Source organism: Haemophilus haemolyticus (genome assembly GCF_003493605.1).
GTDB lineage: Bacteria > Pseudomonadota > Gammaproteobacteria > Enterobacterales > Pasteurellaceae > Haemophilus > Haemophilus haemolyticus_J.
Genome location: NZ_QQKA01000005.1, coordinates 41084 through 64742, shown reverse-complemented (window position 1 = coordinate 64742; position 23659 = coordinate 41084). Strand labels below are relative to the sequence as shown.

Genomic DNA, 23659 nt, shown 5'->3' with positions numbered 1-23659 from the left:
CTTTTACTCACCCTTCAACACATTCGCCACATTAATACTCAATGCTCGACGTGTTGGAATAATAACAGCCACAAATGCTACTAATAACGAAAGTACAATCGTAATTGGCAATACAGGAAGTCGCATATCAATATAAGATTTGAATACTGTTATTCCCAATACTTGAGCTAATAAATACCCCAAGCCAAGCCCTATAATAATGGCACAAAACGCGATAATTAAAATTTCGGTGCTTATTTGGCGAATGATGTCTAATTTTCTCGCGCCTAGTGCTTTTTGTAAGGCAAATTCTTTGGCGCGTTCGCCGACAATGGCAATTAAGGTGGTATTCACACATAAAGTTGCAAGAACCAAAATCACAAGGGAAATTAAGCCCATTAAGCCTTTAATTTTTTCTAAAATTTGTCCTTCTGAAGCGGAAACTTTACGGATCGGGCGAGCGGTTAAATCGGGATATTGTTGTATGATTTTTTCGGCAAATTGATCCACTGTATTGGCGCCTTGCTCATTTTGCACATTGAGTAATGCGTTGTTTACTACACCTTCTTTATCCAACCAATTTTGGGCAAATTCAACATTTACAATGAGCATATTGTCAGTTGCATCACCGGCTTCTACAATTCCTTTAATATTGAAACTGTGTTTTTCCACGGCATTTTTAGACAGTTGTAGGCTGTCTCCCACTTTCACATGTAATCGTTCAGCAAGGGTTTTCCCGATCATCGCATTGCGATCGTCAAAGTTTACGTTGATTGCTGATCCTGTAATTTGCCAGTAAGGGGCGAGGATTCGCATGGCATCAAAATTTACGCCTATTAGTACAACTTTTTCTAAATCACTGCGTGCGACGCCATAAAGGTAAGGACTGGCTGCAGTGATAAAACCATCGGGTGCTTTTTGCAAAATTGCGTTTAATTCTGCTTGATTCATCATTCCGCCATCGGCTGAACCAATGTAGAAATTTGCTCCGAAAGTACGCAGTTCTTGGCTCATTTTGGTATTGATGTCGAAGTAAACCGCTGCCATTGCAGTGACGATACTTGCGCCTACTGTAAGTGCGGTGAAAATAATGAACACTCGTTGGAGGCGTAATCGCAACGCGCGGAAAATTAATCGCCAGAACATGCTCTGAGTGTTTGCGCTTTTATGCTCTGCCATAAAGCACCTCGACAGGGTAAAGTTTAGCGATTTTATGTGCAGGGAACCAAGTGCCAATCACAGCAATAAGAATGGAGAGCATGAGAACACAAGGCACGACGATCCAAGCGAAATCAAGAGGCGCACCAAATAGTGCGGCACCGATAAATTTGGCTAATCCCCATCCGGCTAAACAGCCAAATATTCCGCCTACTAATGCACTTAGCACCGCTTCGCAGTAGAACAGTAAGGTAATTTGCCATTGATAAGCGCCCAGTGCTTTCATTAAGCCAATTTCTTTTGAGCGTTCGATAATTCCTGCACTCATTAAGGAAGCAATACCCATTGCCGCAGCGATTAATGCCGCGAAGGTAACGATCGCAAGTAAGAGTTGGATTTTGCCAATGACGACACCTTCAGAAGCGGCAACTTGCCAAATGGGGCGAACCATTACGCCAGAAATCGCTTCTTCTAATTGATGGGAAATTGATGAAACATAAGCGGTGCAATACCAACGGTCATAGGCTTCCGCATCTAGGGCATCAGTATTGGCACGCGCTTTACGGGAAAGATCATTTTCAGGCACGGTGAGGGCAGATACGCGGACGGATTGCACTTTGCCTTCTAAACCCAGCAAATTTTGTACCGCACTTAGGGGCATTACAAGCTGATTATCTTCTGTTCCACCCGTACTTAAAATGCCTTTAATTTCTACCGCACTTTGTTGGCTTTCGCCGTTATCGTTTGTGTAGCTTAAGCTAAGTTTATCGCCAATTTTCCAACCATTACTTTTGGCAAGTTGTTCGCCAGCAAGTGCAGGGACGATTTCGCCAAAGTCATTGTTTAAATCATCAACCCATTCCCCTTCCACTTTCCAATAAGGGCTAATGATTCGTTGCCCAGTGTGGTAATCCTCTTCATCGGGCACGGCAATATTATGATCAAAGAAGGTACCAAGCACATTAATCGTTTTAGGCGCTGAAAGTGCGGTGGAATTTTGTGAAGATTTTGTCGCTTGCACATTTGCAGAAAGCAACGGGGCAAACCCCACGATATTATTTCGCCAGAAAATATCTTTGATGTTGGGAAGTTCTTTCTCATCTAAAAAATCTTGGCTAGATAATGAAGCACTATGACTGAGTTCATCAGGCAATGCCGCATTGCTGGCAGGCTCTACCAAAATATTGGCACCGTAAGATTTTAGCTCTTTCGCCATTTTGTCACCAATATCAATGGAAACAGCAAGCAGCGCAGAGACTAAGCCTGCGGCTAAGAAAATAGTGATAATGGCGAGCAATTTACGTTTGATGCCAAATCGCCAAGATTGAAATAACATTCTAGCAAGCATTGTTATCCCCCTTTTGGATTTTCGTTTTTGTTAATGCCGAGATAGTTATCGGGATTATCGCGGAATAAATCGAGATTTTTTTCGTTCTCAAAGAAATAAGTATGCCCTTCGTGGCTATATTTATATTCAGTTTTGGTGTTTTTGAGTTTGGCACCACTAATCGGATCTTGCACTTCAATTTCCACAATCGTACTGAATAGATTTAAGCCATCTTCAAGGCTTTTACGAGAAATCACGATTTCATTTTCAGTTTGTTGCCAATTTTCAATAGGTACAGGGTTACAACCGCCCGGTTTACCGATAGATGGAATAAAGAGATGCACGCCACAACCAACGCAGACCACTTGATTACCTTGCATGACATAGCCTTGATCGCCGCAGAGTAGGCAAGCATCGAATACTGCCGCCATACTGATTTTATTCGGTTGGCGATTGATAATGAAAAAGCGTACGGCTTTGCCATCATCAGCAATCCAAACAAAACGGTGAAGTTTACCGTCTTTAAGTGGCTCTAGTACTAAATGCACTTCATTTTTGTTATTAAGTTGTACTGGAACCGCTTCAGAAAGTTGTGGCGGTTGAGAGGCAACTTTTTCCCAATAAAGTTGGCTTGCGGCAACAAATAAAATACCCAATATGCCCCAGAAAATTGTGCGTTTTGATGTTTGTACGAAGGCTAATTTTTTGCGTTTTTCAATAAGATCTTTTTCAGCTTTTGCTTCTCTTAAACGTTTTGAATGCGTTTGAATGGTAAAAATACACAAAATAACTGACATTAACGCAACACAAATGATATTGAGCCAAGCGGAGATTTCTCCTGATTTTGCCACAAAACTTAACCGCACTTTGGTGAGTTCAATGAGTTGTAATTTCATCAAGGTAAGCAACAGTTCTGCTACAAGCGGAAGAATTAAAGCGATAAAAAGTAAAAAGCTGAGTGCAAAAAGTGCGGTGGATTTTCCTTGTGTTTTTTGTTGCTGTTTAAGTAAGATATAGAGCCATGCACTTGAGGCTAAACTAAAAATCACACCAAAAATGACCGCACTTATATTTAAAATAAAGTCAGTGTTAATAACATCTGTGTTGGTGAGGGCTGTGATGTTTGGATCTTTTGCCCAAGTTGCTCCCGCGATAAGCATTAATGCAAATTGCCAGAATACGGCAAGGTTTGATGATTTGCTCCATTGGCTGATTGCAAAAAGTAAGAAGATAATTAAAAAGCCGATGGTTAGAATAAGGTTGGTGGTTTGTCCATTAGGAATATTGAGTCGTAGGACAACACCCAAAGCCAAGCCAATAAGGCTTAGCCAAATAAGCGTTTTAGGCGAAATATTGCCTTTTTTGATTGCCCAAGATGCACCGAGTAAAAGCGAAATTGGCAAAAGAGATTGCAGAACAAAAATGAAAAAATAAGTCATAGAAAGCGGATTTTTAAATGGTAGGGTGGGCTTTAGCCCACCGTTTTTTCATGTCTGATTGTTAATTGGTGGGCAGAAGCCCACCCTACAGCACTATTATTTTAAACCAGTAAATTTGAATTCATAATTTACATCAAATGGTTTCCACCAACGACCTACGCCAGTTTCTTCATCAGTGTGGCGGTGCATACCAGCTTTTGGTGGCGGATCGATATGGTAAGTTAATTTGTAGTTACCCACGCCCATCATTTTGATGTTTGCGCCATAGTGTGGGCCATCGCCAGCAACCATTGGCATGAAGGTACCTTCTTGTTTAGCACCAGTATCGGTATTGACTAAGGTATAGTTGATGGTTAAATAAGGCATCCATTCACCTTCACCAAAACCGTTTTTGTTACCTTTCACTGCGTGAATGTCTGCTTCTAAGTGAATATCAGATTTTGCTGCTGGTAAGCCCATGCCGCGAGGTTCCATATCCACTGGTTTTAAGTAAACCGCTGCAATTTCCATGTCATTCATGGTAACCGCTTCACCGATTGGATATTCTTGGAATGCGTAAGCAGAAGTTGCTGCAAACATTCCTGCTAATAAACTTGCGCTAAGAAGTGCTTTTTTCATAGTTTCTCTCCTGAGATGAGTTTTGAGTTAATTTGAAACCGCTCTTTTGCTTTGATATTTCATAACAAACAAAGCAAAAATAGCAGCAAGAATTAAGATTGCTTGTGGTACAAGGGTTTCCACATAAGGATAAACACCTAACCACGAGATTTCTGGTACACCGTTAATTAATGTCGGTTCAAACAGTTTACCTTCAATCAGTTCAAGTACAGATTTGCCAGCGAACACAAATGCCATTAAATACATAAATGAACCAGTAAACATAAAGAATGGTTTTAATGGCAATTTAACCACGGTGTAACGCATTACAAAGTAGCAAATCGCCAGTAAAATCACCCCGCAAATAAAGCCGGCAAAAAGATAGGCTAAACTGACCGCACTTTTCGCATCGCCAACTAGGGCATAATAGAACAATACGGTTTCTGCGCCTTCACGATATACCGCGAGGAAACTAGTAAGCCATAAGCCGAATAGAGAGCCTGCCGTTAATGCCGTTGAAAGTTTGCCTTCGAGGTAGCGTTTCCAGTTTTGTGCTTCGACTTTAGAAAGCAACCAATAACTCATACTAAACAGCATAAAGACCGCAATAATCATTGTGAAACCTTCAAGCAATTCACGGTTTTGCCCTGAGTTTTCAAAAATAAGTTGGAAGATGAATGCGGTAACTACGCTTGCCCCTAACGCAATATAAACGGATTGGCGAATAACTGGCAATTTATCGTGATGATTGTTTTTCACCATATAAGCCACAATAGCGGCAACGATTAACAACGCTTCTAAGCCTTCACGTAAAATAATAAGCAAGCTATATAAGAACATAGACCAATCACTTTGTTCGCTACCTTGCAATATTTGAACGGCTTTCGCTAAGTTTTGGCTTAAACCTGCAGCTTGTTCCTGTAATTTGTCGCCATTTCCCGCTTTCATCAGGCTGACTAAACGAGTGAAATAACCTTCTAATTCTGCTTTAAAGTTGCTATCGCGAGAGCCTACTTTGTTTTCCATGCCAGAATTTTCAAATACATCAAAGTAAGTGTCTTGCACCGCAAGCATGGCTTTTTTCTCATCGCCTTGTTCATAAAGGGCAATAGCTTGTTGAATACGTTGGTTGATTTCAGTCGTAATTTTTGCCCAATCTTGATCTGTAACTTTATCTGAAGTTTGCGCTTGTGATTGTGTCGCTTGAGCATTTTGTTCATCGCGAGTGGTTGGCAAGTTAGGAAGCTGTTCTTCAATATCTTGCAAGAGTTGTGTGCTTTGGTAAGCAATTTCTGTCATTTGATCAGGTTGTTCGCTCAAACGAATCAAATTATAGAATTGTTGATTGATCGCTGCTGAAATTTCAGAAGAGCGGTTGGTTCTAACCGACATTTCCATTTCAGAATTTTTGTAGCCGTCATATTGGGCTTGTTGGAATGCTTTTTTAGCATTGGCAAAATCACCGCTTTCATAAGCAGTAATGGCTTGCGCGATCAAATCATCAATGGTTTTGAAACTTTGTTGCCAATAAGGTTTGATAGCTTGATTATCATAAACGCCGTGCTGACTATCAGCATTGAGTTGATGCCCTTCAACAAGAGAAGGTAAAACTTGCTGTAATTCATTTTTTAAACCGTTGATTTTGGCTTGAACCTCATTCATTGGTTTACCTTCGCCAATCATTTTGCGGATTTCACCAAAAGTGGCTTCCATTTGATAGCTTTTTTGCGCTGAAAAATTAATGCGAATCGGCCCTTCTAAATTTTCAAATACTTCAAAATATGCCATTTGTACTTCGGTTTTGGCATCATCAATTTTGTTTTCTTTAAGAAGTTGTTCGGTGTGATTCAAGCGTTGAGTAATGTCATCTACCCATTTTTGATAGTTATCTGCAAAGACTGTTTGAGAGAATAAAAATAGTAAAGATATGCTGATATAACGTAAAAGGTACGGCATAGAACTAATAACCTTATAAATGAAATCCATTCTTATTTGAAAGATATATCTAATGATAAAAAATCTCAACAATAAATTTGAATTTTTGCTACTTAGATCAAGTTTTATTTGAATATTTAAGATTTTTTAATGGCTGTTGTATAATGCAAGCGTTTTCCAATTGCCCTTTTAGGAGATTTTTATGACAGCACAAACTGGTATTTTGCTTGATGGTTGCAAAGCAGGTGTATTTTTAGAAGCAAATATCTCAGATTATTCTCAGATTCCAGCAGCGGCTCGCCAATTCCTTAGTCGCTTAGAACAGCTTCAACACACTTATCCCGATGCGCGTTTGGGGGCGGTAGTTGCTTTTGGCGATAAAGCTTGGAAAACCCTTGGTGGGCAGGACGCATCAGAACTTAAACCTTTTGTTACTTTAGGAAAAGGTGATTTAACTGCGCCAAGTACACAAACCGATCTTTTAGTGCATATTCAATCGTTACGCCCTGATGTTAATTTTTCTGTGGCACAAGCTGCAGTGAATGCTTTTGCTCAAGCTATTGATGTTCAGCAAGAAATTCATGGTTTTCGTTGGGTGGAGGAACGAGATCTCACAGGTTTTATTGACGGAACTGAAAATCCTAAAGATGCACAACGAGCAGAAGTTGCCTTAATTTCAAATGGCAATGATAAAGATGGGAGCTATGTGTTTACTCAACGTTATGAACATAATCTCGCTAAATGGGAAAAATTAAATACAGCAAAACAAGAAAATGTGTTCGGACGAACCAAAACGGATAGCGTAGAAATGGAAGATAAGGCGGATACTTCTCATGTCGGTCGTACAGATTTGAAAGAGAATGGCAAAGGTTTAAAAATCTTACGTCAAAGCTTACCTTATGGTACGGCGAGCGGTACACACGGATTATTCTTTATTGCTTACTGTGCAACGCTTTATAACATTGAACAACAGTTGCTTAATATGTTTGGTGAAAAAGACGGAAAAACTGACCGCATTTTAGGTTTTACTAAGGCTGTAACGGGTGCTTATTATTACGCACCGTCTATTGAGCAGTTGAATAAACTTTAATTTATGAGAAACCTAAATTAAAAAAATTTAGGTTTTTTTATGTTTCTTAATCTTTTCTTAAGATTTGTTTGTTTTAATACACACATCCAAGCAATGGTGCTTGAAATTAACTGATTTAAAAAGGAAACATTATGAAAAAATTTGCATTAGCAACAATCTTCGCATTAGCAACCACTTCTGCATTTGCAGGTTTTAATGGCGGAAATACTCAAGGCGGTTTTCAACAAGCCACCCCTTCAGCAATTAGCGTAAAACAAGCTTTATCTGCAGCAGATAATTCAATGATCACTTTAGTGGGGAATATCACACAACAAATTGATGACGATGAGTTTTGGTTTACTGATGGGACTGGGCAAATCAAGATTGAAATCAAAAAACGCGTTTGGAATGGTTTAAACGTAGATTCAAAGGATAAAGTGAAAATTTATGGAAAATTGGATAATGAGGTATTTGAGAAAGCGGAGCTTGATGTATTACGTATCGAAAAAGCAGAGTAATCATTTTTGAAAATGGCGAGCATTAGCTCGCTGTTTTTGTTTATAAAGTGCGGTCAATTTTTATGAGAATTTTATTGATAGAAGACGATAATCTAATCGGCAATGGGCTACAAATCGGTTTAACTAAACTTGGTTTTGCGGTGGATTGGTTTACGGATGGGAAAACAGGAATGGATGCCTTAACTTCTGCGCCTTATGATGCGGTTGTGTTAGATTTAACTTTGCCGAAACTTGATGGATTAGAGGTATTGCAACAATGGCGTTCCAAGCATCAAGATGTTCCCGTATTGATTTTAACTGCCCGTGATACCTTAGATGAACGAGTCAAAGGATTGCAAAGTGGAGCAGATGATTATCTTTGTAAGCCTTTTGCTCTAGCGGAAGTTGCCGCGCGTTTGCAGGCACTTATTCGTCGTCGTTATGGTCATCATCATTCGGTGATTGAACACGCTGGCGTTAAACTCGATCCCAATCAGCGTTCTGTTTGGCTAAATAATCAACCTATTTCTTTAACAAGCCGTGAATATAAATTGCTTGAATTATTTATGCTGAATAAAGATCGCGTATTGTCTCGCTCATCAATTGAAGAAAAATTATCAAGCTGGGATGAGGAAATTAGCAGCGGGGCATTAGATGTGCATATTTATAATTTACGCCAAAAATTGGGGAAACAATTTATTCGCACGGTACACGGTGTTGGGTATGCTTTATGACAAATTGAAAAATGAAAAATAGAAGCCTTACGTTGCGTCTTATTTCTGTGCTTTGTTTAACCGCACTTTTTGTTTGGCTGGGTTCTACGCTTGTCGCTTGGTGGCAAGTGCGCCACGATGTGAATAAAGTTTTTGATGCACAACAAGTTCTCTTTGCTGAACGGCTCGCAAATTCAGATTTAAGTACTATTTTGTTGGAATCTAGTACAACACTAAATAAAAATTCACAGTCGGCATTAAAAAAAAGTTATGACGATGATGCCTTGGCCTTTGCTATTTTTTCTAAAACTGGGAAACTTTTATTCAGTGATGGACGAAATGGAAAAGATTTTATTTTTAATAATAAAATGGGTTTTCATAATTCTCATACTTATGATGATGACGATAACTGGCGAATTTTCTGGCGTACGGCAGCGAATGGGAAATTGATTATCGCAGTAGGGCAAGAATTAGATTACCGCGAAGATCTAATTGAGGAAATGATCTTTGGGCAAATGTGGATTTGGTTTGCCAGTTTGCCTATTTTGATCATCGTTTTAGGATGGTTGATTCATAAAGAACTTCGACCGATTAAACGTTTAAGCCAAGAAGTACAAACGAGAAAATCTGGTGATGTGTCATTGTTGAATACTGAGGGTTTACCTGCTGAGATTTTACCCTTAGTAAAAAATTTAAATCAATTTTTTGACCGCACTTCAGCTATGTTGCAACGTGAACGCCGTTTTACCTCTGATGCAGCCCATGAATTGCGTAGTCCATTGGCGGCACTGCGTATTCAAACTGAAGTTGCTCAACTGGCGGGTGATGATGGGGAATTGCGAGAACAAGCACTTTTGCATTTAACACAAGGGATTGATCGTGCGTCGCAGTTAATTGAGCAACTTTTAACGCTTTCAAAACTAGATAATTTACAAGAATTGGAAGAATTACAGCCTATTGAGTGGGAAGGTATCATTCAATCGCTGATCGCAGAGCGTTATTTTGTGGCAGAAAAACGTAAAATTACGTTGGCTTTTGAGAAAGAATCTGAACCAAAGCAGAAGCAAGGGCAACCAATTTTAGTTTCATTGATGCTTAGAAATTTACTCGATAATGCCATTAAATATTGTTCTGAAGACACAACCATTTCAGTGAAAATCTCATCTTCTCATATTATTGTTGAAGATAATGGCGGTGGCGTTGAACCTGAAGATTTGAAAAAACTTGGTCAGCGTTTTTATCGCCCAGCTGGACAAAATGAAAAGGGCAGTGGCTTGGGGCTTTCTATTGTCATGCGAATTGCGGAATTACACGGATTCAAAGTGCGGTTAGAAAATGTTATAAAAGAAGGGCAGCGAATTGGCTTAAAGGCACAAATATTTTTATAGATATGTCCTTTAAAAAAGAAAACCGAGTAAAGACTCGGTTTTCTTTTTTAGAATAGGTTGCTGATAAAGATGACTAAAATAATCACTGGCACAACGAATTTCACATAGTTAAACCAGATTTTAGTGAATGTTGAGTCAGGTGTTGGAGAAAGTTCTTTTTTCGCCTCATCTTTTAACACGAAACCAACGAAAATAGCACAGCCAAGTGCGGTCAGCATAAAGAGAATATTTCCACTGACATAATCATAGAAATCAAAAATGCTTTTGCCGAAAATGGTGACATTTTTCCATAGATTATCGCCTAAAATTGCAGGGATATTGCCTAATAGAAAAATGCCACCAAGGGTTAAGACAATGGCTTTGCCACGGCGCATTCTGAGCTTTTCTTGCAATGCAGTAATGATTACTTCATAAATTGTGATGGAAGTCGTTAGTGCGGCAATTAATAATAAGCCGAAGAAAATAATTGCAAAGAATTTACCCGCCCATAAGTGAGAGAATACGATAGGTAAACTTTGGAATACTAACGTTGGACCTGCGTTTGGTTCAATCCCAAAGGTGAAAAGTGATGGGAAGATCATAAAGCCAGCAAGTACAGCAATAATTGTATTGGTGAAACCTGTAATCACTGCGGTATGGATTAAGTTTTCTTCTTTATTTAAGTAACTGGAAAGCGTAATTAACACACCAAAACCAAGGCTTAATGCGAAGAAGACTTGCCCTAAAACAAAGATAAATAATTGTGGGGTAATTTTGCTGAAATCTGGTTTTAAATAGAATGTAATGCCTTCCATTGCGCCCGGTAATGTTACGTTGCGAATAACCATTCCAATGAGAAAGATGAATAGCAATGGCATTAAATATTTTACAGATCTCTCAATCCCACCAATGATCCCTTTAGCTAAAATAATGTAATTCACCACAACAAATAAGAAGGTGTAGAACATAATTTCATAAGGGCTACTGCCGATGTGAAGATCGTAGAAATTTTTGGCAATGTCTTTTGTAATTGGGGTTGAAATGTCTAATGTACCGCTAATTAGGCTGATGATATAGGAAATAACCCAACCACCAAGCACCATATAATACGCCATGATACCGAATGAACCGAGTAAGCCCATGTAGCCAAGGATTTTCCAATATTTGGAAATACCTTTTCCTTTATCCAGAATCTTATCGCCAAAGGCATCAATGGAGTTTACACGTAAGCGACGGCCGATCACGTTTTCAACGAGAATCATTGGGATACCGATTACGATCATTGCGATGCAGAAAAGTAAAACGTAGGCTCCTCCACCATTTTCACCCACAAGATAAGGAAAACGCCAAGTTGCACCGAAACCGACAGTTGCGCCTGCGACAGTCATAACATAAGTGAGTCGGTTCGACCAAGTTTGTCGCTGTTTATTATTTGTTGTCATTTTTTATCCTATTTTTAATAAAAGTGCGGTAAATAATTTAGGTGTTTTACCGCAAAAATTAAAACTTAATTTTTTCTTTATATTCACACAGATCTTCAATAATGCATGAGCCACAACGAGGCTTACGTGCGATACAAGTGTAGCGTCCGTGTAAAATTAACCAATGGTGAACATCCACTTTAAATTCATCAGGTACGACTTTAAGCAGTTTTTCTTCCACTTTTACAACGTCTTTACCTGGTGCAAAATTAGTTCGATTGCATACACGGAAAATATGGGTATCCACTGCAATAGTTGGATGACCAAATGCCGTATTTAGTACAACATTGGCTGTTTTTCTACCCACACCCGCTAATGCTTCTAAGGCTTCGCGATTTTCGGGCACTTCACCGTTGTGCTTTTCAATTAAATCACGGCAGGTTTTGATAATATTTTCTGCTTTGCTATTAAAAAGCCCGATAGTTTTAATATAGCTTTTTAAACCATCTAATCCTAAATCTAAAATCGCTTGAGGTGTGTTTGCAACAGGGAATAGTTTTTCTGTCGCTTTATTCACGCCTTTATCCGTTGCTTGTGCCGATAGAATTACCGCAATTAATAATTCGAAGGGCGAATTATACTGTAATTCTGTGGTCGGGTGGGGATTTTGATCTCTTAATCGGGTTAATATTTCGATTCTTTTTAATTTATTCATCTTATTTATCAATTCGATTTTTTATTGCAAGGAGCAAGCCTAATCCTATAAATGCGCCTGGAGGCAAAATGAAAAGTAAAAAACTACTGTCTGTATGGTAAATATGGAGCGTTAAAAATTTCGCTTGTTCGCCGAATAGATTTTCGATGCCATCAAAAACCGTACCTTGTCCAATGACTTCACGCAATGCGCCAAGTACTGTCAAGCTAAGCGCCATACCTAATCCCATTGAGAAACCATCCCAAACTGAATGGAGTAAGCTGTTTTTTGAGGCGAACGCTTCTGCTCGACCAATCACAATACAGTTGGTAACGATAAGTGGAATAAAAATCCCAAGTGATTGATAAAGCGTATAAGTGTAAGCATTCATTAAAAGTTGAACGACAGTTACTGTTGTCGCAATAATCATCACGTAGATTGGAATGCGGATTTCATTCGGAATATATTTACGGAAAAGCGAAATGACCGTATTTGTGCAAGTGAGCACAAGCATTGTCGCTAAACCTAAACCAAGTGCATTGGTGGCGGTGCTAGACACCGCTAACAGCGGACAAAGCCCGAGAAGTTGGACAACCGCTGGATTATTTTTCCAAATTCCTTGAGCAAAGATTTCTTTCCACATGGATTTTTGTTGATTTTCAACCGCACTTTCTATCTGTTCTTCTTCAAGTGCAGTATTTTTTTCAGTTAAATCAGTCATATTATTTCACTTGTGTTGAAAGCTGTTGTAACAAGGCTTGGTTATTTAGCATGATTAATGCTGAGCGTTTAGTTTGATTCACCACTGCGCGAGGTGTAATGGTTGCACCAGAAAATTGATCAAATTTTCCGCCATCTTTTTTTACTGCCCATTCGCTCAAATTATGCTCATTAATCGATTGATGAGTGAAATTTAAAATCCAGTTGGAAATACGAAGTTCAATTTTATCGCCTAAGCCAGGTGTTTCATGGTGTTCAATAACCCGTACACCTAAAATTTCACCTTTCGGATCTAATCCCACAAGCAAGCGAATATCGCCAGAATAGCCATCAGGTGCGGTGGTTTCATAGGCATAGGCAGAAACATTTCCATCTTTTTTCGCAAAATAAATTTTCTGAATGCCCACCAAATTTTTATCTTGAGGAATAACCGCACTTTCTAACAGATTATTATTGAAATAATCTTGTGGAATGACCTGTAAAAGCAATTCTCGTTGTTGTGCCGCCATCACAGCGTCAATTTTATCTTTTGTTAGGAAAAAAATACCCGCAGAAATTGCTGTGCAGAGTAGGGCGACAAAGCCTAACAATATGCCGTAACGCGATGTGATTTTTACTGTGCCCATTATTTTTTTCCTTTTGTTGGATAACCAGATACTCGAGGACGTGTGTAATGATCGATAAGTGGAACGCAAATATTACTTAATAAAATTGCGAATGCTACACCATCTGGAAAGTTTCCGTGATAGCGAATGAGATAGACAAATAACCCCACTAATGCGCCAAAAATAATTTTTCCTCGTGGTGTAATGGAAGCTGTGACAGGATCTGTCGCAATAAAAAATGCGCCAAACATCATGGCACCACTCACGAGTTGGCTAATCGCACTTAAATGCGTGAAGCCGGTAAAAGCGGTCGCGGTGGCTAAACAGAAAAAGGTGACAAGCATCGCCACTGGAATTTGCCAGTGAATGACACGTTTTAGAATAAGGAAAATTCCGCCCGCTAAGAAAGCCACGTTGACTTGCCACCATCCTTGAGCGAAATCGGTTCCATTACCCATAAAAATCGGCAGTTTAATTAATTCATAAAAATCATTTAATTGAGTGTGACTTTTATAGAAAATTTTTGCGCTATCCAAAGGCGTTGCTTGGGTGATTCCATCAATGTTATGTGTAAGTTGTGAAAGCGTAAATCCATCAGTGGTTAAACCTGAAAATATTAATGAAAATGCATCTAAAAAAGTCGGTGGTTCCTGTAATAAATTAATTGGAGGCATCCACGTTGTCATTTGTAACGGGAATGAAATCAAGAGAATTACATAGCCAATCATCGCAGGATTGAATGGATTTTGTCCTAAACCACCATAAACCTGTTTACCTAATAAAACTGCACAGAGTGTTCCAATGATGATGACCCAATAAGGCGCATAAGGTGGAATAGCCATTGCCAAAATTAAAGCAGTCAGGGATACGCTGAAATCTGAAAGATAATTTAACGGCTTTTTACCGCGTAATTTTATTGCAATAAATTCCGCAATGATTGCTGTACCAATAGCTAATGCGGATTGAAGCACCACGCCAAATCCAAAATAATAAATTTGCGTGAAAAAAGCTGGCATCATTGCCAAAATGACCCAAAGCATAATATGCGCTGTGAGTTTTCCCGAATGGGTATGTGGGGAGCTAACCATTTTAAACATTATTTTATTCCTGATTATTTTCTAATGTTGCTTGTGTTTTTGCCAGTTTCTTCGCTTTTGCCCGAGCAATGGCGGCGGCTACGGCTGCTTTTTTAGGGTCAAGTGCGGTTGAATTTTCTTCTGTTTTTTCTACTGCACTTTCTACGGCTTGAGTGCTTGAAACTGATTCTGTAGTTCCATTCACTTGAGCAAGTTTTTTTGCTTTTGCTCGAGCAATCGCTGCAGCTACCGCCGCTTTTTTCGGGTCAAGTGCGGTTGAATTTTCTTCTGTTTTTTCTACCACACTTTCTATGGCTTGAGTGCTTGTAACTGATTCTGTTGTTCCATTTACTTGAGCAAGTTTTTTTGCTTTTGCACGAGCAATAGCCGCAGCTACCGCCGCTTTTTTCGGATCAAGTGCGGTTGAATTTTCTTTTGTTTTTTCTACCGCACTTTCTACGGCTTGAGTGCTTGGAACTGATTCTGTTGTTCCCGCTTGTGCAAGTTTTTTTGCTTTTGCTCGGGCAATGGCTGCAGCTACCGCCGCTTTTTTCGGATCAAGTGCGGTTGAATTTTCGTCTGTTTTTTCTACCGCACTTTCTACGGTTTGAGTATTTGAGACTGATTTAGCGGTTTCATTTGCTTGTGCAAGTTTTTTCGCTTTTGCTCGAGCAAGTGCGGCTGCAACTGCTGCTTTTTTCGCATCGGTTGGTTGAGTTTGTTGTTCTTGGTTTTCGACTTGAGATTCCGCTTGCTGACGAGCCAGACGACGAGCTTTACGTTGTGCCATTAAATCCGTGTTATCAGGTAAAACTTCACCTTTTTCCGAGGTAATCGTTTTAACTTGTATTGATTCTATTTCATTGGCTTTTTTCGCTTTCAAGCGTTCTAGCGCTGCTTTAACAGGATCTTCACCTTTGGTTTGCGCTAATTCTTCTCGACGTGCTTCTGCTGCACGTTGTGAACGTGCTTTACGCTCTTGTTCTTCACATTCCATTCGCGCTTGTTTCGCTTCAAAGCGAATTTTAGCTTCATCTGATTTTTTCTGTTTTTCTTTTATTTGCCAAATTTTTGCTTTTTCTTGGCGGAAATACTGAATCAGCGGAATATGGCTTGGGCATACATAGGCGCAAATCCCACACTCGATACAATCTTTTAGGGCGTATTCTTCCGATTTTTTGTGATCTTCACTACGCGCAAACCAGTAGAGTTGCTGTGGCATCAAGTTAACTGGGCAGGCATCAGAACAGCTAGAACAGCGAATACAAGCTTGTTCAGGCTCTGGTTCTGCATATTCAAAATAGTCTGGTGCAAGCAAGCAGTTGACAATTTTTGTCACTGGTGCATTGAGATTGGAAAGTTCCAATCCCATCATCGGGCCGCCTGCAAACACTGGATAACGCTCATCAAACTGATAGCCAGCGTGCGTCAATACTTGAGAAATTGGTGTACCAAGTCGGACCCAATAATTACCTTTTTCAGGAATTTTATCACCAGTAAGGGTGACGACACGTTCAATTAAAGGTTCGTCATTTATAACCGCTCTTTTAATTGCAAAGGCTGTACCAACATTATGCATCAGTACGCCAATACTAGAAGAACGCGCACCACTTGGCACTTCCATTCCTGTAAGCAAATAAATAAGCTGTTTTGCGGCACCCGAAGGATATTTTGTTGGGATCACGCGAACGCTAATGTCATTTGCTCCTTGTAGCGCTTTACGAATTACCTCTATTGCTTCAGGTTTGTTATCTTCAATGGCGATGACTACGTTTTCAGGTCGTAGGATATAACGCAAAATACGAATGCCTTCTATGATTTCATCGGCGCGTTCACGCATAAGACGATCATCACAAGTGATATAAGGCTCACATTCTGCACCATTGATAATTAAGAGTTTAACTTTTTTCTCTGCTGATTGAATTTTAGCAGCAGTTGGAAACACTGCACCGCCCAAGCCAGCTATACCAGCTTGATAGATTTTGTTAATGAGTTGTTCTGGCGAGAGTGTCAAAAAATCGTCAATAGGATTACGCTTTAGCCATTGATCTAATCCATCCGCTTGCAAATGAATTGCAAGTTCATCAAGACCAGACGGATGTGCAGCGACATGAGGTTTAATCGATTTAATTGTGCCTGAAGTTGGCGCATGAACGGGTAGCATACGCAAGCCATCGCCTTGCGTTAAAGGTTGACCTTTTAATACGTAATCGCCTTCCTTTACTAAAAGGTTACCTGTTGTTCCTGCGTGCTGTTTAAGAGGAATGTAAAAATCCGTGACTAAAGGGTGATGACGTAATGGTTGCGAATTAGATTGTGATTTCATTTCAGGCGGATGAATGCCACCTTTGAAATCCCATAATTTACCGGAATTGAAACGAGATAATACGTCCGCCATTTATTCCCCCACAACCAATTTTTTCTCAGTGCCATTTATATTCATTACTGGAATGACTAATTTTGCATCAAACTTCCAATCCCAATTATCGATATTTTTTTTCACGGGAATCATTGAGATACAATCTGTTGGGCAGGGCGCAACGCAAAGTTCACAACCAGTACAGAGATCTGGAATGATCGTATGCATGAATTTATTTGTACCAATAATGGCATCAACAGGACAGGCTTGAATGCATTTTGTGCAGCCAATACACATATTTTCATCAATAAAAGCGACTTTCTCGATAGGTTCTTCTACACCGTCCATAGCTGGCACATCAACCCCTAAAATCTCTGCAATTTTTACGATGGTAGGTTGACCACCAGGAATACATTTTGTGATTTCATCTCCATTGCAAATAGCTTCAGCGTATGGTTTACATCCAGGATAACCACATTGTCCACATTGGCTTTGTGGCAAAATAGAGTCTATTTTTTCCACAATGGGATCGGCTTCAACTTTGAGTTTAAGTGAAGCAAAGCCTAAAATCGCACCGAAAATTAAAGCGAGTAAAGTGATTATGATGAATAGAAGGGTCATTATTTCTTTCTTGTTCCTGAAAAATACTGAGAGAACCCAATAAATAAAATCAAAATGGTAATAGCCATTAAAAGATAGATCATTTTATTACTTCACTAGTCCTGTGAATCCCATAAAAGCAAGAGACATCAAGCCAGCTGTGATAAGTGCGATAGATGAACCTTTGAAAGTTAAAGGTACGTCGGCAGCTACAAGACGTTCACGAAGCGCAGCAAAAAGCACTAATACAAGTGCAAACCCAAGAGATGCACCAAAACCATAAACGACAGATTCCGTTAAATTATGAGCAAGATTTACATTTAATAATGCAACACCGAGAACTGCGCAGTTTGTGGTTATCAAAGGCAAGAAAATTCCAAGTAAACGATATAGTGTTGGGCTAGTTTTATTTATTACCATTTCGGTAAATTGCACCACTACAGCGATAACTAAAATAAATACTAATGTGCGTAAAAAAGTAGCATTTAAGGGAATAAGAATATAGTGATCGACCAAATATGCACAAAGGGAGGCGACTGTTAATACAAACATTGTTGCTAACCCCATTCCCACTGCGGTTTCAATTTTTTTGGATACGCCCATAAAAGGACAAAGTCCTAAGAATTTCACCAATACAAAGTTGTTAATCAGCGCAGTACCGATAATTAATAAAATATAGTGTGTCATTGCTTTCTGCCTTGTGTATAAGTCGGCTATTATCCTCATTTATAGGCGCGATAACAATAGAAAATTTGGGGTAGGAGAAAGAGAAAATAGAGATTTTCACGTTTTGTTAGATATGAATAAAAAAGCGCAGCTAATCATTTAAATGATTAGCTGCGCAATATTTGGATTAACAGTACTCAACTTGATTTATGTGAGTAGAATACTATTTGACGTTCTATATCAATTATTTTTGGTATAGTTTTACTGGACCTTGAGTACCACCGTTAGATTTTCCACCTTCTTGTAGTTTTAATTCAGAACCAGAGGCAGTGATTTCAACACGACGATTAGGGCGTAAGCAATCTTTTAATGCTTGTCCTTGAGAAACTTCATTACAAGATTTTATTTGTGGGTTTTTACCATAGCCTATTGCGGTTATTTGAGCCGTAATACCCTTTTCAACTAAACGATTTTTTACATTATTTGCACGATGTTGAGATAGTTCTAAGTTGTAAGAATCAGAACCTAAACGGTCAGTGTAACCAGCAACTTTAACTTCTTTAACACCAGTAGATTTTAATTGAGATGCAACACTATCAACTATTTTCTTACCCTGAGCTGTTAAAGTATCTTTGTTAAAATCAAATAAGAAGTCACCACTCAAATTGAAGGCTGAATTACCGTTACAACCGTTTGGATACCAGAAGAAACTTTGCGCATTGTGATTTTTGTCAAATAATACTTTATATTGACAAATTTTGTGGGTACCGTTTTCACGATAATTGAATACATAATCCCATTCAGATACACCATACAAGCCTTCAGTAAAGTGTGGATCACCAATTAATTGACGAATTTGGTCTTTGTTCATGCCATTTTCAATCATGCGTACATTATCCCAGTTTGGCCAAGTACCAAATTGACTACCATCATGGTTAAAAGTTGCAGAATCAATTTTAGGCCATACTAATTGAGGAACTTGTTCGCCCTTTACGTCTTTATATTCTGGGGTACCTGCGTCAGTCACTTTGCTTAAGTTGCCACAGGCGGCAACAGTTGCAATAGCAATACTTGATAATAAAATATGAGATAATTTCATTTGTTTTACCTTTTATTTGTCAATAACTATTCGGAAAGAGGATAACTAAACTTCACGAATTAAATATTATAAAACTGTAAAAGCTTTGGTCGCACATACTAAAGGCAAAAAATTGCCTTGTAAATACTAAAATTAGTGAACTAGCTTTCTTTTTTGTAAAGTAATGTAAAGGTATCTATTTTAGCGTATAAAATCATTTGACTGCTTTGTGGTATAACGATGAATAATATTTACCGCGCTTTCTTCAGCTTGATGACCTAATTTTTTGATCAATGATTTTTTTAATCGATATTTCACACTTAACACATGTTTTTCTTTCATTTTTTCCAAAATTAAATCATCACTGGTTGAAATTTCATCGACTAATTTTAAGTCGATTGCTTGTTGACCAAACCAATGTTCCCCTGTGGCAATTTTATCAATATCTACACAAGGGCGATTCTGTGAGACGAATTGTTTAAATAATTGATGTGTTTCTTCCAACTCTTGTTGAAATTTTTGTTTGCCTTTTTCGGTATTCTCACCTAATACAGTTACTGTGCGTTTAAACTCACCAGCAGTCATCACATCTACATCCACATCGTGTTTTTTCAATAGTCGATGAATATTTGGAATTTGAGCAACTACCCCAATAGAACCAATAACAGCAAAAGGCGCAGATACAATTTTATCTGCTACACAAGCCATCATATAACCGCCACTTGCTGCAACCTTATCTACAGCGATGGTTAATTTTATGCCTTTTTGTTTCAAACGAGACAACTGAGATGCTGCCAATCCATAATCATGAACAATACCGCCCGGGCTTTCTAAACGCAGCAATACTTCATCTTCTGGTTTTGCGACATTTAAAATTGCTGAAATTTCTTCTCGAAGTGCGGTCGTTTCTGATGCTGAAATATCGCCATGAAAATCTAAGACATACACACAGCTTTTCTTTTCGTCATCTAAGGTTTCACCTTTTTTTAATTTCTCTTTACGTTTTTTAACCTTTTGTTTTTCAGCTTTTTTCTCCGCTTTAGCTTGCTGTTTTAGTTCTTCTTCAGAAAGATTAAAATCACGCAAAACACGAACTTGATGATCAAATTCTTCAGATAAATCTTTAATTTCTAATTCTCCGGCTTTAGATTTGTTATGTTGGCGATAAGAAATCATCAAACCAACAATAGCAAGAATGAGTAATAAAATTGTCAAAATTTCCAGAATAAAAATTCCATAGCCAGTTAAAATATCGTTTAACATTGTTACTCCTATTGATATTTAATAGATTACATTGTGCTTTTTACTAGTTGTGACTAGGCTAGACATCAATATGATAAAATATTGTGAGTATTTGTGCTATTACAACAAAGGTTTTTAAACCAATTCTCACTTTTTTATTTTCATTTTTCCTGATTTAGAATAGCATAGGCAAGAATTTCATTTATACCAAAGGAGCAATTATGAAATTACGTGCTGTTGTATTAGGTCTTGCAACATTATGTGCTAGCACAGCGACTTTTGCTGGCATGGTTTCTACTTCATCTAACCTTGAGCTTTTAGCAATTGATGGTCAAAAGGCATCTAAATCTCTTACGAAGGATACTAAAACCTTTGCTGTGAATGACACCCAAAACCATCAGGTTGTTGTTCGTTTAAGTGAAATTATTGGTTCTGGATCTAGCCAAACCCTTTTTGAATCTAACCCTGTAATCGTCACATTCCAAGGCAATGCAGAGGATCTTGTTATTTCGGCGCCAGTTATTCGTAGTCGTTCTGAAAGCGATAAATTCAATGAAATGCCAAGCATTAGCGTGAAAACAAAATCAGGCAATACGCTTTCAGCAAAAGTGGATGTGTTAAAACAAGAAGGTTTATTCCCAAGTGCTAATGTGGTGAATGATCTTGCTGAATATAATGCCTCTGGTGCAACCGCATCTGTTTCTGCATTTGCTGCAACCACAGCTGCTAGCCCAATGATCGCTACTCCAGCAAGCAATGCAAAAGCGAATAAAGGTAAAGTGGTTGTTCAAGGTGAAAACGTTGCAGAGCAACAGCTTCAATATTGGTTCCAACAAGCTGATAAAGAAACTCAAACACGTTTCTTAAATTGGGCAAAATCCCATAAATAATTACCGCACTTCATACAATAAAAAGTGAGCCTTGTTGCTCACTTTTCTATTTTGATAAGGATTTGAAATGAATATTCGGTTAAATGCCAAAGTAATCGCTGCGATTCCTGTTTTTATTGCCGTAAATATTGCGGCAGTGGGAATATGGGCTTTTGATATTTCTTCGCAATCAATGCCTTTGATTCTCGGCATTATTGCAGGCGGTTTAGTGGATTTGGATAACCGTTTAACTGGACGATTGAAAAACGTATTTTTTACCCTTATTGCCTTTTCTATTTCTTCCTTTATTGTGCAGTTACATATCGGTAAGCCTATTAAATATATTGTGTTAATGACGGTGCTGACATTTATTTTCACCATGATTGGCGCCGTGGGGCAGCGTTATAGCACCATTGCGTTTGGTTCATTAGTGGTTGCGCTTTATACCACGCTGACTTATGTGCCAGAAGGAAATGTATGGTTTATTAACCCTGTAATGATTTTATGCGGTACCTTGCTGTATAGCGTGGTGACTCTGATTGTTTACCTGTTTTTCCCAAATCGCCCCGTGCAAGAAAGTGTCGCTAAAGCGTTTTGTGCGTTGGGAGAATATTTAGATACCAAATCCTGTTTTTTTGATCCTGACGAAGTAGCTGAGATTGAAAAAAAACACCTCAATTTTGCGATGAAAAATGCGAATGTTGTCACGGCATTTAATATTGTTCGCACTGCACTTTTTTATCGTATTAGAGGACAACATCGCCATCCTCGTACCCAGAGAATGTTACGTTACTATTTTGCCGCGCAAGACATTCATGAGCGCGCCAATTCTACGCATTTTGATTATCAACAAATAACGGAAAAACTAAAAAATACAGATTTGATTTTCCGTATTCAACGTTTGTTAGAGCTACAAGCACAATCGTGTAAAGAAATTACGGCGAGTTTGCGTGAAAATAAACCTTATCATTTTAATGAACGTGTCGAACGTGCACTTTTAGGCACCTTGCATTCCTTTGAACTGTATCGAACACAACATCTTAATGATCAAGATGAACTGATTGATATTCAAACCTTGTTAGATAATTTACAAAGCATCAACTGGCAACTTCGCCAGTTGGGACAAGAAACGACGGATACCGAACAGTTGGCTCAAATTCATACGGAACAGATCACGGGGTTAAAAAATATAAGTGCGGTGATTTTTAGCCATTTTACTTTTGAGTCACAGTTGTTCCGACATGCGGTACGATTATCTATTGTGGTATTTCTGTGCTGTGCCATTGTTGAGTTTTTCCAATTTAATCTTGGTTATTGGATTTTATTGACCACTGTATTTGTGTGTCAGCCAAACTATTCTGCAACTAAAGTACGTTTACGTCAGCGCATTATTGGCACGATATTAGGCGTAGTGGTGGGGTCACTATTACCTTATTTAAATCCAACCTTAGAATTAAAACTAGGTCTTGTGGTGCTTACAAGTACTTTGTTCTTTTTCTTCCGCAGTAATAATTACAGTTTCTCGACCTTTTTCATCACACTACAAGTATTGCTGAGTTTTGATGTCATGGGATTCGATACGGCAGCCGCACTAATGCCTCGTTTACTCGATACTTTGCTTGGTGCCGCGATTTCATGGTTTGCAGTATCTTACTTATGGCCAGATTGGAAATATTTGCAACTTGATAAAGTGAGTCATCAAGCACTACGCAGTGATGCGGTGTATTTATTGCATATTATTAGCCAATTGCAATTTGGTAAAAGTGATGATCTTAAATATCGCATAGCACGTCGCAATGCACATCAATATGCAGCCGCACTGAGTACAACTCTTTCCAATATGAATAATGAGCCAGTTAAATATAAGGCATATTTACAAAAAGGCTTTGATTTACTCAAACTTAATTATTCTCTATTAAGCTATATTTCAGCACTGGGAGCTTATCGCGACAGAATGAAAAATTTGCAACAGACCGCACAGTTTTTATCTGGTTTTTATCCCGTGGCAAAGAAAATTATCTATACCTTCGAACATATTGAAGAAATACCTGAAGCTATTTTTAACCAACAGCAAGAAAGTATCGAAATACATTTAAAAGAATTAGAAAAACAAGAGATGACCGCAGAAGAACGCGCCGTTTTTAGTTTGCCGTATCAACAATTGAATTTGATTACGCAACTCTTACCGCAGTTCTATGAGTATTTTAGGAAAGAGTCTTGTTAAAGAGTATGGGGGGCGTTATAAAGA

At 38.6% G+C, this 23659-nt stretch carries 21 protein-coding genes; 6 read left to right on the top strand and 15 right to left on the bottom strand.

The features are described 5' to 3' along the window. Window positions 1-3: 3 nt before the first annotated feature. The 5 genes from DV424_RS05010 to DV424_RS04990 all read right to left on the bottom strand — a co-directional run bounded on the left by DV424_RS05010 (window position 4) and on the right by DV424_RS04990 (window position 6456). Window positions 4-1158, bottom strand: a complete 1155-nt coding sequence (locus DV424_RS05010; protein ID WP_118859278.1) for an ABC transporter permease — start codon at window positions 1156-1158, stop codon at window positions 4-6. After that, on the bottom strand, window positions 1145-2485 hold the full coding sequence (locus DV424_RS05005) for an ABC transporter permease (protein WP_118859277.1): 1341 nt from the start codon (window positions 2483-2485) through the stop codon (window positions 1145-1147). Before DV424_RS05005 ends, DV424_RS05010 begins: the two co-directional genes overlap by 14 nt. 2 nt (window positions 2486-2487) lie before the next feature. Then, a complete protein-coding gene (locus DV424_RS05000) occupies window positions 2488-3903 on the bottom strand; it encodes a Fe-S-containing protein (RefSeq protein ID WP_118859276.1) in 1416 nt (471 codons plus the stop codon). Between the two features lie 96 nt (window positions 3904-3999). Next, window positions 4000-4521, bottom strand: a complete 522-nt coding sequence (locus tag DV424_RS04995) for an iron transporter (protein ID WP_005626197.1) — start codon at window positions 4519-4521, stop codon at window positions 4000-4002. Between the two features lie 27 nt (window positions 4522-4548). Next, entirely contained in the window at window positions 4549-6456 is a 1908-nt protein-coding gene (locus tag DV424_RS04990; RefSeq protein WP_239993571.1) for an FTR1 family iron permease, read from the bottom strand. A 181-nt stretch (window positions 6457-6637) separates the two neighbouring features. Between DV424_RS04990 and DV424_RS04985 the strand changes: the two genes are divergently transcribed. The 4 genes from DV424_RS04985 to qseC all read left to right on the top strand — a co-directional run bounded on the left by DV424_RS04985 (window position 6638) and on the right by qseC (window position 10102). Next, window positions 6638-7525 (top strand): Dyp-type peroxidase, encoded by an 888-nt coding sequence (locus DV424_RS04985; protein WP_118859274.1) that lies wholly within the window; start codon window positions 6638-6640, stop codon window positions 7523-7525. A gap of 131 nt (window positions 7526-7656) precedes the next feature. Next, window positions 7657-8022 carry a YgiW/YdeI family stress tolerance OB fold protein gene (locus tag DV424_RS04980; RefSeq protein WP_065245713.1) on the top strand — a complete coding sequence of 122 codons (366 nt, stop codon included), beginning with the start codon at window positions 7657-7659 and terminating at the stop codon, window positions 8020-8022. 62 nt (window positions 8023-8084) lie between these two features. Beyond that, the gene (locus DV424_RS04975; RefSeq protein ID WP_118859273.1) at window positions 8085-8735 is read left to right on the top strand and encodes a response regulator; all 651 of its coding nucleotides are present in this window, start codon (window positions 8085-8087) and stop codon (window positions 8733-8735) included. Between the two features lie 11 nt (window positions 8736-8746). After that, window positions 8747-10102 carry a quorum sensing histidine kinase QseC gene (gene qseC, locus DV424_RS04970; RefSeq protein ID WP_118859272.1) on the top strand — a complete coding sequence of 452 codons (1356 nt, stop codon included), beginning with the start codon at window positions 8747-8749 and terminating at the stop codon, window positions 10100-10102. 47 nt (window positions 10103-10149) lie between these two features. On the opposite strand, the gene DV424_RS04965 is transcribed toward qseC, so the two are convergent. From DV424_RS04965 to sohB, 10 genes are all read right to left on the bottom strand, one after another. Continuing rightward, window positions 10150-11523 carry a sodium-dependent transporter gene (locus tag DV424_RS04965; RefSeq protein ID WP_118859271.1) on the bottom strand — a complete coding sequence of 458 codons (1374 nt, stop codon included), beginning with the start codon at window positions 11521-11523 and terminating at the stop codon, window positions 10150-10152. A 58-nt stretch (window positions 11524-11581) separates the two neighbouring features. After that, window positions 11582-12217 (bottom strand): endonuclease III, encoded by a 636-nt coding sequence (gene nth / locus DV424_RS04960; RefSeq protein WP_118859270.1) that lies wholly within the window; start codon window positions 12215-12217, stop codon window positions 11582-11584. A gap of 1 nt (window position 12218) precedes the next feature. Then, window positions 12219-12917, bottom strand: a complete 699-nt coding sequence (locus tag DV424_RS04955) for an electron transport complex subunit E (protein WP_118808916.1) — start codon at window positions 12915-12917, stop codon at window positions 12219-12221. A gap of 1 nt (window position 12918) precedes the next feature. Beyond that, on the bottom strand, window positions 12919-13542 hold the full coding sequence (gene rsxG, locus DV424_RS04950) for an electron transport complex subunit RsxG (protein ID WP_118859269.1): 624 nt from the start codon (window positions 13540-13542) through the stop codon (window positions 12919-12921). Further along, a complete protein-coding gene (gene rsxD / locus DV424_RS04945) occupies window positions 13542-14618 on the bottom strand; it encodes an electron transport complex subunit RsxD (RefSeq protein ID WP_118859268.1) in 1077 nt (358 codons plus the stop codon). The genes rsxG and rsxD overlap by 1 nt, the downstream gene beginning before the upstream one ends. A gap of 4 nt (window positions 14619-14622) precedes the next feature. Beyond that, window positions 14623-16995 (bottom strand): electron transport complex subunit RsxC, encoded by a 2373-nt coding sequence (gene rsxC / locus DV424_RS04940; RefSeq protein ID WP_118859267.1) that lies wholly within the window; start codon window positions 16993-16995, stop codon window positions 14623-14625. Then, the gene (gene rsxB, locus DV424_RS04935; RefSeq protein WP_118859266.1) at window positions 16996-17577 is read right to left on the bottom strand and encodes an electron transport complex subunit RsxB; all 582 of its coding nucleotides are present in this window, start codon (window positions 17575-17577) and stop codon (window positions 16996-16998) included. 87 nt (window positions 17578-17664) lie between these two features. Beyond that, window positions 17665-18243: an electron transport complex subunit RsxA gene (rsxA, locus tag DV424_RS04930; protein WP_065250466.1), complete on the bottom strand. Its 579-nt coding sequence runs from the start codon at window positions 18241-18243 to the stop codon at window positions 17665-17667. 223 nt (window positions 18244-18466) lie between these two features. Beyond that, a complete protein-coding gene (locus tag DV424_RS04925) occupies window positions 18467-19321 on the bottom strand; it encodes an OmpA family protein (RefSeq protein WP_118859265.1) in 855 nt (284 codons plus the stop codon). Between the two features lie 180 nt (window positions 19322-19501). Further along, window positions 19502-20563, bottom strand: coding sequence for a protease SohB (sohB, locus tag DV424_RS04920; protein WP_118859264.1), 1062 nt, complete (start codon window positions 20561-20563; stop codon window positions 19502-19504). 200 nt (window positions 20564-20763) lie between these two features. Here sohB and DV424_RS04915 point away from each other — a divergent pair, with 200 nt between their 5' ends. Next, window positions 20764-21432, top strand: a complete 669-nt coding sequence (locus tag DV424_RS04915; protein WP_118859263.1) for a curli polymerization inhibitor CsgI-related protein — start codon at window positions 20764-20766, stop codon at window positions 21430-21432. A gap of 67 nt (window positions 21433-21499) precedes the next feature. After that, window positions 21500-23635 carry a YccS family putative transporter gene (gene yccS / locus DV424_RS04910; protein WP_118859262.1) on the top strand — a complete coding sequence of 712 codons (2136 nt, stop codon included), beginning with the start codon at window positions 21500-21502 and terminating at the stop codon, window positions 23633-23635. Window positions 23636-23659: the final 24 nt, after the last annotated feature.